A 10,935-nucleotide genomic window follows, 5' to 3' on the forward strand; every position below is an offset into this window, starting at 1 on the left:
ACGGCGGACGGTGGCGCGGCGTGCCGTCCTGACACGCCGACGCGGTGCCCGGGCGTGCGCATCCGCCGCGCCGTTGGACTCGCTCAATGCTGTCGGGGCTTGCCGGGGTTGCGTCTGAGCGCTGCGGGTGGTGTTTTCTCGCGGGCGCTACGCATTGGGACACCGCAAAGTGCCATATCCCACAGTTTACCGTATGCGGGCGGTGCGGGCGGGGTTCCCCATTACCCGAACCCGCGCGAATTCGCTACAGTTAGTAGGTACAGACTAAGAGAAACCCCGAACCGAATCGGGGGAAAACATCCCAATTGAGGATGCGAGGCGTGCCTCGGCCCGGCCATTGCCGCCCCGAGCAGCACGCAACACCACACCAGGAGAGCACCATGCGCGTACACATCGCAACCGACCACGCAGGCCTCGAACTGAGCCACTACCTGATCGAGTCCCTCACCGCCGAGGGCTACGAGATGATTGACCACGGCCCCGCCGACTACGACCCGCTGGATGACTACCCCTCGTTCTGCATCAACGCCGCCCTGGGCGTGAAGCGCGACCGTGAGGCCGGCCTGGACTCCCTCGGCATCGTGCTGGGCGGCAGTGGTAACGGCGAACAGATGGCCGCCAACAAGGTGGAGGGCATCCGCGCGGCCCTGGCCTGGAACCACGACACTGCGGCCTTGGCCCGCGAGCACAACAACGCGCAGGTCGTTGCTGTGGGCGGCCGCCAGCACAGCAAGGAAGAAGCACTGGAAATCATCAAGGTCTTCCTGGTTACCCCCTGGACCAACGAGGAGCGTCACGCACGCCGTATCGGTCAGCTGGCCGAGTACGAGCAGACCGGCGCGATTGCCGGTAAGCAGATCGACGCCGCCTAAAGTTTCGAACGCCTTTGGTGCATAGCTCAGGCTATGCGCCAAAGGCGTTTTCACGCCCCGTTTTTCACGACCCCCGATTTCTATCGGGCCCACCCGCACTATTTCTAGCCGACAAGTTTTCGAGGAGAACCCGTGCCCGAAGGCCACTCCATCCACCGCATCGCCCGCCAAATCAGTGACGTCTTCACCGGCGAGCGCGTGCGCGTCAGTTCCCCGCAGGGACGCTTCACCGACGGGGCGGCCCTGCTGGACGGTCACACCATCACCGGTGCGTATGCGCACGGTAAGCACCTGTTCGTGACCTTCGAGAACGACCTGACCCTGAACGTGCACCTGGGTATTTACGGTAGCTGGAGCTTCGGCGGGGATGAGACGTTCACGGGTGCTTCGAGCATCGGCGCGCCCCGCAAGATTGGTGAGAAGGAATACGCGGCGGGGGAGGAGCAGCCCTACGCCGGTCCTCCCGAACCGAAGAGCACCGTGCGTTGCCGCATCGTTTCGGAGCACGGCTGGGCGGACCTGGTGGGCCCGACTATCTGCCGCACCCTCACCCCGGAGGAGGTGCGCACCGTCCGCTCCAAGCTGGGCCCGGACCCGCTCAACTCCGACGCGGACCCCGAACGCTTCTACCGCGCGGCCCGCAAGAGCGGACGCCCCATCGGCGTGATCCTCATGGACCAGGCCGCCATTTCGGGCGTGGGCAATATCTTCCGCGCCGAGTCGCTCTACCGCCAGGAAATTGACCCGCTGCGCCCCGGCAAGAGCCTGAGCGACGACGAGCTCAAGCGCCTCTGGGAAGACAACAAGCACCTGCTCGTCATTGGCGTGCGCGTGGGTCGCATCATCACCACCGAGCCCGAGGACCGCCCCGGTATTCCCGAAACTGAGGCCTGGCCCGAGCACGCGAACTACGTGTACAAGCACCAGGGTGAGGCGTGCCCGCGATGCGGCACCACCATCCGCATGGAAGAAATCGCCGGACGCAAGCTCTACTGGTGCCCCGGCTGCCAGGTCTAAATTCTGTGCTGCCAGCGCTAATGTCTGAATATATCGAGCCCCTGAGAAGGTTCTCGGAGGCTCCGAGCGCGCGAGGGAATGCATTTTCGCCCGTAAGCGATTCCCGGCATCCCCGGAATGCAAAAAGGCCCCGGCGCTTGCGTCGGAGCCTTTTTCATGGAGGGGATGACGGGAATCGAACCCGCGTAATCAGTTTGGAAGACTGAGGCTTTACCATTAAGCTACATCCCCGCATGGAACCTGACCATAGTATCGGTGTGGGGTGGAGCCTGTCAAACCCGGGGCGGGAGAGTTGTTGCTTGAACCCGCGCCCGCATCCGCCGTTCTGTTGGGCATTTAGCGGGAAAACAGGTAAACTAGGACATTGACTGTGTTAAACGCTCCGGTGTTTAACGCGGTTAGTTTCACGGGGCGTGGCGTAGCTTGGCTAACGCGCCTGCTTTGGGAGCAGGAGATCGCAGGTTCGAATCCTGTCGCCCCGACGTGAAACGGTTGCCGCGACGCTACAGGGTCGTGGCGCTCTTTCCACTAAGCAACAGCGGCACGCCCGAGACCCGTGCCGTACCGAACGATATGAGGAGATCACGGACGTGAAGACCGCCGTCGAGAAGCTCAACCCGACCCTCGCAAAGATCGAGGTCGAGGTTCCCTTCGTAGAATTCAAGCCCTACCTGGACCGCACCTACAAGAACCTGGCTGGCCAGATTAGCGTTCCCGGCTTCCGCAAGGGCAAGCTGCCCAAGCAGCTCATCGAGCAGCGCGCGGGCTTCGACTACATCGTTGAGGCATCCCTGAACGACGCCCTGAACGACTACTACGCACAGGCACTGGGCGAGAACGACCTCTCCCCCCTGGCACAGCCCGAGCTGGACGTTCAGTCCCAGCCCACCACCGAGGACCGCGAAGCTGACATCAAGCTGACCATCACCGTGACCGTCCGCCCCGAGATCGAGCTGCCCAACTACGAGGGCATCGAGGTTGAGGTGGACGAGGTCGAGGTGACCCCCGAGGACGAGGTTCAGGCACTGGACGCTCTGCGCGAGCGCTTCGGCACCCTGAAGACCGTCGAGCGCCCCGCCGCCGACAAGGACTTCGTGACCATCGACATCGCCGCAGAGATCGACGGCGAGCAGGTGGACGCAGCTAACGACCTGTCCTACCAGATCGGTTCCGGCACCATGCTCGAGGGCATCGACGAGGCCCTGACCGGCCTGTCCGCTGGCGAGGACGCAACTTTCGAGACCAAGCTCTCCGGCGGCGAGCACGCCGGCGAGGAAGCCGTCATCAAGGTCAAGCTGACCGCTGTCAAGGAGCGCGAGCTGCCCGAGGCTGACGACGAGTTCGCACAGCTGGCTTCCGAGTTCGACACCATCGAAGAGCTGAAGGAAGACATCAAGAAGCAGGTTGCCGAGGCTAAGGTTGCCGAGCAGGGCACCCAGGCACGCGATAAGGTCCTGACCAAGCTCGTTGAGCTGGTCGAGGTCCCCGTCCCCGAGAAGGTCATCGAGGATCAGCTGGAGCAGCACTTCAACGCTCCCAACGCTGAGCCCGGCCACGACACCGAGGAGCACCGCGCCGAGGTTCGCGAGAACACCGAGACCGCCTTCAAGAACGAGATGGTTCTGGACGCCCTCGCCGACGCTCTGGAAGTGACCGTCGACCAGGCCGAGATGATTAACTACATCATCACCATGAGCTCTCAGTACGGTATGGATCCGAACCAGTTCGCACAGATGCTGGACGGTTCCGGCCAGGCTGGCGCACTGGTCGGCGAGGTTCGCCGTTCCAAGGCTCTGGCTGAGGTCCTGAAGACCGCAGTGGTCAAGGACTCCAAGGGCAACACCGTTGACCTGTCCAAGTTCCTGGGCCAGGGTGAAGAGGCAGCTGCCTAATCCCTCCCACGAATAGCTTGCGCGTGGCGCTTGCGGGGTAGCCTCCGCGGGCGCGTTGGCGCGCATATCGCATCGCCTCGGCGGGTGCTCACCGGTTTCGGTGGGTGCCCGCCGAGGCGTTTCTGCGCCTGCCCCGCAATCGTGTGCTTCCCGCGAGCGGCCTCGGGGCGGGCCGGTTACCGTCCCGGCAGGTGTGAGCTTCACCCCCTGGCGAACGGGCGACGCGCGGGGAGCGGGGGAGAGGCAACTATCGGTAAGGTAGTAGCAACGAAACTTTTCGCGTGCGCTTCGGCGCGCACTGTGCGCAAAGATGCCGCGAAGTCCCTAAGAGAAGAAGAGGAAGAATGTCCAGCTACATGCCTCTGCCCATCGGCGCCTCCCAGGCGGCCGGCGTGGCGCCCTCGCCGTCGATGGCAACCCCCATCGTTGGTGCCCAGGAAGATTACGTGTACAACAGCCTCCTGAAGGAGCGCATCATCTGGCTCGGCTCCGAGGTGCGCGACTCGAACGCTAACCTCATCTGCTCGCAGATGCTGCTGCTCTCGGCGGAGGACCCCGAGGCGGACATCTACCTGTACATCAACTCGCCCGGCGGCTCCGTGACCGCCGGTATGGCAATCTACGACACCATGCAGCTCATCCCGAACGACGTGGTGACCGTGGTGACCGGTATGGCGGCCTCCATGGGTCAGTTCCTGCTCACCGCGGGCACCATCGGCAAGCGCTACGCCACCCCGAACGCCCGCATCCTGATGCACCAGCCCCTCGGCGGCATCGGCGGTACCGCGTCCGACATTCGCACCCAGGCCGAGCTGATTCTGGACATGAAGAAGCGCCTGGCAGAGATTACCGCGGAGCGCACCGGTAAGAGCCTGGAAACCATCCTGAAGGACAACGACCGCGATAACTGGTTCAACGCGGAAGAAGGCCTGGAATACGGCTTCTTCGATCACATTGCCACCACCGCCGGTAAGCTGCCCGAGTCGAAGAACGCATAAGGGAGATGCACATGAACTACCTGCCGAACGATATCACCACCTCGGCGCCGGCTATGCCGAGCAACCGCTACGTGCTCCCCAGCTTCGAGGAGCGCACCCCCTACGGTTACAAGCGTCAGGACCCGTACGCCAAGCTGTTCGAGGACCGCATCATCTTCCTGGGCACCCAGGTGGACGACGCCTCCGCAGACGACATCATGGCTCAGCTGCTCGTGCTGGAGGCGCAGGACCCCGAGCGTGACATCACCCTGTACATCAACTCGCCCGGCGGTTCCTTCACCGCGATGACCGCCATCTACGACACGATGCAGTTCATCCGCCCCGAGATTCAGACCGTGTGCCTGGGTCAGGCGGCTTCGGCTGCGGCCGTGCTGCTGGCCGCCGGCACCCCCGGCAAGCGTCTGGCACTGCCGAACGCTCGCGTGCTGATTCACCAGCCGGCCCTGAGCGGCCAGCAGGGTGGTCAGGCCTCCGACATCGAGATTCACGCGAACGAGGTTATGCGTATGCGCGAGTGGACCGCCCAGACCCTGGCACTGCACTCGGGCAAGACCTACGAGGAAGTTGACCGCTCCATCGAGCGTGACAACATTCTGACCGCCGCCGGTGCGCTGGAGTACGGCCTGGTCGACAAGGTCCTGGAGTCTCGTAAGCTGCGCAAGCCCGCGACCAACACCGCTATTTCCCACACCTAAGCCGCCACCGGGCTCGATGGCTCGCCGAGCGAGTATCGGGCGCGATGAACGGTAACCGCTGTGAGAGAGGGACGGAACGGTTCCCGAAACCCTAACGCCGTGCAGGCGTGGGGGTTCGGGCGCCGTTCCGTCCCTTAGCTTTATGCGACGCATTATGACGGATACCGCAACGTAACACGGGGATGCTTTTAAGCCGTTGAGCGGCTCCTCTACCCCCGCCGAAACCCCCGCGCAACGGGGTCGGTCAAGGAACGCCCCTAAACGTCATATTTGACCCGGTTCGTCATATGGGTACCGACTGTCTTCTTCGGGGGTCGTAATTCTGAGTTCCGGGGTGAACTCCGGTAGCCTAGAGAGGTAGAGATCATCTCTCACCGTGAAGAGCGCCCGGCCCCTCCGTGCGCTGCTCCGAGAGACGACCACACGAATGAAAGGGGATTCTCGTGGCAACAGACATTACTTTGCCCCCCGAGCCGCCCAACGCCAGCATGCGGTGCTCCTTCTGCAAGAAGACGCGCGCACAAGTATTCAAGATTGTGCTCGGGCCGAATGTCTCCATCTGCGATGAATGTGTGGAGCTCTGTGAAGAGATTCTGGCCGACGAGCGTCTGAAGGCAAACGCTCCGGTGGCCCCCGCATCCCCCAAGCAACTAGCCACCCCGCGCGAGATTTATAGCCACCTCAACGATTACGTCATCGGTCAGGACGCCGCGAAGCGCACCCTGGCGGTGGCGGTGTACAACCACTACAAGCGTATTCACGACCTGGACAACCCGGTGCTGACCTCCCGCACGCTCTCGGCGACGGCGGGGGAGCAGGTGGAGCTGGGCAAGTCCAATATTCTGATGCTCGGCCCGACCGGCTGCGGCAAAACCTACCTGGCGGCAACCCTGGCGAAGAAGCTGGACGTGCCCTTCGCCTTGGTCGACGCAACCACCCTCACCGAGGCGGGTTACGTGGGTGACGACGTGGAAAACATCCTGCTGCGCCTCATCAACGCCGCCGACGGTGATGTGGCGAAGGCTCAGCGCGGCATCATCTACATTGACGAGATTGACAAGATTGCTCGCAAGGGTGGCGAGAACCTCTCCATCACCCGCGACGTATCCGGTGAGGGCGTGCAGCAGGCGCTGCTGAAGATTATTGAGGGCACCGTGGCGACCGTACCGCCGGAGGGCGGACGCAAGCACCCGGCCCACGCGAATATTGAGATCGATACCTCCAATATTCTCTTCATCGTGGCTGGTGCCTTCGACAATATTGACGACCGCATCGCGGCCCGCGTGGGTTCCGGCGGCATCGGGTTCGGGGCCGAGCTGGGCGGTACGGTGAGGGACCCGCTCGAGCAGATTATGCCCGAGGACCTGGCCCACTACGGCATCATCCCCGAGCTGATTGGCCGCCTGCCGGTCATCTCGACCCTGAGCGAGCTCAACGAAGAAGAGCTGGCTCGAGTGCTGACCGAGCCGAAGAACGCACTGCTCAAGCAGTACCGCCACCTCTTCGCCCTGGACGGCGTGGAACTGATTATTGACGATGCGGCAATCGCAGCTATTGCCCGCCTTGCCGCCGAGCGCGGCACCGGTGCCCGCGGTCTGCGCTCCATGATGGAGCAGATCCTGCAACCGGTCATGTTCGAGATTCCGGACCGCACCGACGTGGTATCCATCGTCATCGGTGAGGACACCGTACTCAACGGCGCGGAGCCCCGTTACGTGCTGCAGGCCCCCGACCCGGGAACCGAGACTACCCGCACCGCGAAGGGGGACGCGAAGACCGCCTCCCTGAAGGCCGCGAAGGCCGGGCGCAAGGTGGCCTAATCGAATACTTCCGGCCGAAGAGGCCAGGGAATAAAGAAGCCGTCGCCCCGGTTATACGGGGTGACGGCTCACTAGCAGGTGCCGCGCTCAGAAACCGCGGGCCTGGCTGGTGCAGATATCAAAGGTGAACACAGGATGCCGGACCGCACGGGCGGTACGCGCATCCGTACAAGAGAGGAACACCCATGGCTGAGAACGCCCCCGCACAGGTTGATTTCTGGTTCGATCCGATTTGCCCCTGGTGCTGGATTACCTCCCGTTGGATTGGCGAGGTGCAGAAAGTCCGTAATATTGAGGTGACCTGGCGTCCCTTCTCCCTGTCCATGCACAATCAGGGCCGCGAGCTGCCCGCCGACTACCAGGCAGCGATGGACCGGTCCTGGGCGCCGACCCGCCTCATTACCGCTGTGCGTGAGCTGCACGGCAACGAGGTCATCAAGCCCCTCTACGACGCTCTGGGCGAGCAGATTCACCACAACAAGAACAAGGCTGATTCCTACCGCGACGCAATCGTCAAGGCGCTGGAAGAGGTCAACCTGCCCGCAGAGCTGGCGGATGTGGCCTTCACCGACAAGTACGACGAGCAGATGCGCGCTTCTCTGGACCTCGCCCTGAAGACCGTGGGCGGCACCGATGTAGGTGTTCCGCTGATTTCCATTAACGGCACCGCCTTCTTCGGCCCGGTCATCTCCCCGAGCCCTGCCGGTGAAGAGGCCGGTAAGCTCTTCGACGGCGCCCTGGCGCTGGCTTCCTACCCCGGCTTCTTCGAGCTGAAGCGCCCCCGTAACGTGGGCCCGATTTTCCACGGCGAGGACGGCGAAGCCTAAACACAGCGGGAACTGAGGCACGAAACACCGAGGCTCGAACCGCCAAGGCCCGAAACCCCGAGCTCGGCAGAGCCCCTCGGCGATAGAGCCTCAACAGAGCATAAAAGTACCGCCCGGTCACACTGACCGGGCGGTACTTTCTGTCTAACGGTGCCGAATTGCCGGATGCGGGTCAGGCTTGGCGGCTTCGGTTTTCAGAAGCCGTCTTTCGTGCTTTCGAGCCTTGCGCTGAGCCCTGCGCTCCAGAACCTTCGGGTGCGTTGCCCGCTGCACGATTTTCGTATCGCGCATGTGGAAGGTGCGGGTCGCGGTGTACTGGACCGCCGCGTCCGAGGTGAACGCCAACATTGCGAACACCGCAACGCCCAGCTGGAAGAAAATCGTGGACAGCAGCAGGGAGTGGTGCCCCCACAGCACGCCGCCGGTAATCGCCGCGAAGTTCAATGCCGTCAACAGCAGAGCCAATCGACGAGCCTTGGAGGAGCCGCGCAGCGTGCTCCACAGCAGGAAGAGGTGGACCGCAGAATAGACGGCTACGAAGCCCACCAACACCGCGCTGGTGATGGTCAGCAGCACGTCGCTATCCACCTGATCGAATAGGCTCAGCAAATCAAGATCGTCGCCGGATCCTTCCTCGAGGAGCTTGGCTCGCAGGGCCGGTCGGCTGAGCGCCAGAATGACGCTGTTGACAATATCGGCGAGGGTCACGGCGATGAGCATACCCGAACCGACCAGCAGACTCAGCGGCATGCGGTACGCCAGGTCGTGCGCGCTGGAGAGGTGAATTTCTTCCTGCTCCTGCGGCTCCAGTCCCTCATTGTTCAGCACGATGACCGGGAGCGCTCCGTCCGTGTGGATCGCGTCGCCGCCGCCGTTACGGGCGTGGTAGCCGGAGGAGAAATCGTGCAGAATCTCAACGTGAGTTTCCGGGTGAGCGTACTGGATGGACTCCACGATGTAGTCGCGTTCAAAGTCGGTTTCACCGTCAATGCGGTGCGTGACCTGCAGGGTGAAGAAGCTGAAACCCACACCGGAGTCGTAGGTGCCCGCCGCTAACCAATCCACCTGGTGACCGCCAGGCAGAAGCCAGCCGTCAGGGGTTTTCCAGAAGCGCACGTGGTGGCGTTTCTCGGGGTTGCCGTCCACTTCCTTCTGGTAGGCGAAAGCCTGCGTCTTGCCAAAAATTTTCAGCGGGGAGACGGGCGCCTCCGCGTAGGAACGGCGGGTGATGGTGGAGATAATAATCTTCCAGGAGGAGACGAGGGTGACGTTCTCAGCGCGGGTCCAGCCGGCGTCCTGCATGACCTGATGAATCTGCTCCTCGGTACCAATCAGACCGATATTGACCGGGTCACCGAGCCGACCGTCCGGGGTGCGGGTGCGCCCAATAAAGTAGTCGGGCACGTATATGCGGGTCATGATCGCATGAAAACGCGGTAGCGTCAGGTACGCGGTGACTGCCCAGAAAATGAAGGCAATAGGGAAACCCCAGAAAGAATGGCCAACCGTATTCGCCAGAATCATGAAGGTCAGCACGACGGAGGCCACACCGGCAAAGATGAAGAAGAGAGTGTCCCAGAAATCGACCCACAGGCTGCGAGGGACGAGGTTTTGCGCCGTGCCGCGCGCGTCAATATCACCGCGGTAGACGGGCGGCGAAGTAACCGGCGGCGCAACTTCGCTACGCGTGGGACGTAGGATGCGTTTTTGGTGGGACATTCCCGCCCTTTCTGTGCGCTGAACTGGTGCCAGAAAACTATACCAAAAGCTCGTTGCGCGGGAGCCCCGGTCGCGGAAGGCCCACGGAGGAGAATGGCCCGAGGTCTTTTCTGGGGGGGCTAGTTGAGGGGGAAGCCGTCCTGCACAATTGCCCGGTCTGCGGCAATGGTTGTCTCGTGGTGCAGCATGTCTCGACCCTCACGCATGAGGCGCACCCACTTGCGAGTTAGCTCCTCCAGCTCGGCTGCGTTCAGAGCACCGGAGGAGATACTGGCCTCATCAGCGGCGGCGGAGTAGGTGATGTGTTCGTGCCAGAGCTCATAGACCTCGTTGGTGTAAGAATCGTGGAGCGTCTGAGCGTGTTCGCGTGCCTGGCGGATGTATTCGCCGAGGACGGAGAGGTAGTGCTGGAGCTGGTCCTGGCTCGGGGTGTCGGTTGAGGGGGCGTCAGCCGTTACCGGGGTGGGAGAGCTCTGCCTCGCGGGTGAGGGGGCGGAGTAGTTCGCCTGCCTCGCAGGGGTGTGTTCTGATGCTGAATGGGGAATCATGAGCGGTCGTACGCGCCAGCCATGGCGCGCGGGTAGGGTCGGGATGCGACATCGCACCCCGGCGGTGGGTAGTGGTGTGGCTGGTCGGCTTATTGGCTCGTACCGGTGGCGTGCGCTCGCTGAAGTGAAGTGAATTGAGGGGAACCCTCGCAAACCATCATACAAAAAAGTGACCGTCAATCTAATAAGGTTGATTAGCGGTTGGGGAACCCAAAAAATATGCACACAAACGCAATAATCTGCAATGAGAGGGTTTCAACCCCACATAATAGGGAGGGGAGAAGGGCTATCTGGGAGATAAATCCCCAGGTCCAGGGGATTCGGCGGGGGATTCGGGGGTGTTATAGCTGAGGCGCACGGAGCCGGAAGGCCTGCATTGCGAGTGGTCGTTGAGAACGAGATTTTATGCATGAAAAAATAACAAATTTCCTTTCGGCTGAAAGAAAAGAATAGAGCAATAGGGGCTCCGCTGGCATCGGTGCCCACCGGAGTTGCACGGAGTGTAGATAAGCGAGGCGGGGAGGTACCGAAATTACGGTACCTCCCC

The 10,935-nt window shown here is 62.4% G+C and carries 9 protein-coding genes and 2 tRNA genes; 8 read left to right on the plus strand and 3 right to left on the minus strand.

From position 1 onward, the window contains the following. The first annotated feature begins 380 nt into the window (after positions 1-380). Entirely contained in the window at positions 381-872 is a 492-nt protein-coding gene (locus HMPREF2630_RS06490; RefSeq protein ID WP_070483988.1) for a ribose-5-phosphate isomerase, read from the plus strand. Positions 873-1,004: 132 nt separating this feature from the next. Beyond that, positions 1,005-1,889 (plus strand): Fpg/Nei family DNA glycosylase, encoded by an 885-nt coding sequence (locus tag HMPREF2630_RS06495; protein ID WP_070483990.1) that lies wholly within the window; start codon positions 1,005-1,007, stop codon positions 1,887-1,889. Positions 1,890-2,046: 157 nt separating this feature from the next. Here HMPREF2630_RS06495 and HMPREF2630_RS06500 read toward each other — a convergent pair. Next, positions 2,047-2,120 (minus strand) — tRNA-Gly (locus tag HMPREF2630_RS06500). A gap of 176 nt (positions 2,121-2,296) precedes the next feature. Between HMPREF2630_RS06500 and HMPREF2630_RS06505 the strand changes: the two genes are divergently transcribed. The 6 genes from HMPREF2630_RS06505 to HMPREF2630_RS06530 all read left to right on the plus strand — a co-directional run bounded on the left by HMPREF2630_RS06505 (position 2,297) and on the right by HMPREF2630_RS06530 (position 8,121). Next, a tRNA-Pro gene (locus HMPREF2630_RS06505) sits at positions 2,297-2,371 on the plus strand. A gap of 108 nt (positions 2,372-2,479) precedes the next feature. Beyond that, a complete protein-coding gene (tig, locus tag HMPREF2630_RS06510; protein WP_049331341.1) occupies positions 2,480-3,781 on the plus strand; it encodes a trigger factor in 1,302 nt (433 codons plus the stop codon). Positions 3,782-4,125: 344 nt separating this feature from the next. Continuing rightward, positions 4,126-4,779 (plus strand): ATP-dependent Clp protease proteolytic subunit, encoded by a 654-nt coding sequence (locus HMPREF2630_RS06515; protein ID WP_049331339.1) that lies wholly within the window; start codon positions 4,126-4,128, stop codon positions 4,777-4,779. Between the two features lie 5 nt (positions 4,780-4,784). Then, positions 4,785-5,474: an ATP-dependent Clp protease proteolytic subunit gene (locus HMPREF2630_RS06520; RefSeq protein WP_083298903.1), complete on the plus strand. Its 690-nt coding sequence runs from the start codon at positions 4,785-4,787 to the stop codon at positions 5,472-5,474. Positions 5,475-5,962: 488 nt separating this feature from the next. Then, the gene (gene clpX / locus HMPREF2630_RS06525; protein ID WP_049346479.1) at positions 5,963-7,294 is read left to right on the plus strand and encodes an ATP-dependent Clp protease ATP-binding subunit ClpX; all 1,332 of its coding nucleotides are present in this window, start codon (positions 5,963-5,965) and stop codon (positions 7,292-7,294) included. 185 nt (positions 7,295-7,479) lie between these two features. Continuing rightward, complete coding sequence (locus HMPREF2630_RS06530) at positions 7,480-8,121, plus strand: DsbA family oxidoreductase (RefSeq protein WP_070483993.1); 642 nt, start codon at positions 7,480-7,482, stop codon at positions 8,119-8,121. A gap of 144 nt (positions 8,122-8,265) precedes the next feature. Here the strand turns inward: HMPREF2630_RS06530 and HMPREF2630_RS06535 are convergent, their stop codons facing one another. Next, positions 8,266-9,840: an LssY C-terminal domain-containing protein gene (locus HMPREF2630_RS06535; RefSeq protein WP_049346472.1), complete on the minus strand. Its 1,575-nt coding sequence runs from the start codon at positions 9,838-9,840 to the stop codon at positions 8,266-8,268. A gap of 119 nt (positions 9,841-9,959) precedes the next feature. Beyond that, on the minus strand, positions 9,960-10,388 hold the full coding sequence (locus HMPREF2630_RS06540) for a hypothetical protein (RefSeq protein ID WP_070483994.1): 429 nt from the start codon (positions 10,386-10,388) through the stop codon (positions 9,960-9,962). Positions 10,389-10,935 lie beyond the last annotated feature (547 nt).

The sequence above is a fragment of the Rothia sp. HMSC072B03 genome, from assembly GCF_001809565.1.
Lineage (GTDB): Bacteria > Actinomycetota > Actinomycetes > Actinomycetales > Micrococcaceae > Rothia > Rothia mucilaginosa_A.

What these genes read in the sequence shown, in the direction of transcription:
- HMPREF2630_RS06490 (WP_070483988.1), top strand. Translation starts at nt 381, where the DNA reads ATGCGCGTACACATCGCAACCGACCACGCAGGCCTCGAACTGAGCCAC.
- HMPREF2630_RS06515 (WP_049331339.1), top strand. Translation starts at nt 4,126, where the DNA reads ATGTCCAGCTACATGCCTCTGCCCATCGGCGCCTCCCAGGCGGCCGGC.
- HMPREF2630_RS06520 (WP_083298903.1), top strand. Translation starts at nt 4,785, where the DNA reads ATGCACATGAACTACCTGCCGAACGATATCACCACCTCGGCGCCGGCT.
- clpX (WP_049346479.1), top strand. Translation starts at nt 5,963, where the DNA reads ATGCGGTGCTCCTTCTGCAAGAAGACGCGCGCACAAGTATTCAAGATT.
- HMPREF2630_RS06530 (WP_070483993.1), top strand. Translation starts at nt 7,480, where the DNA reads ATGGCTGAGAACGCCCCCGCACAGGTTGATTTCTGGTTCGATCCGATT.
- HMPREF2630_RS06535 (WP_049346472.1), bottom strand. Translation starts at nt 9,840, where the DNA reads ATGTCCCACCAAAAACGCATCCTACGTCCCACGCGTAGCGAAGTTGCG.
- HMPREF2630_RS06540 (WP_070483994.1), bottom strand. Translation starts at nt 10,388, where the DNA reads ATGATTCCCCATTCAGCATCAGAACACACCCCTGCGAGGCAGGCGAAC.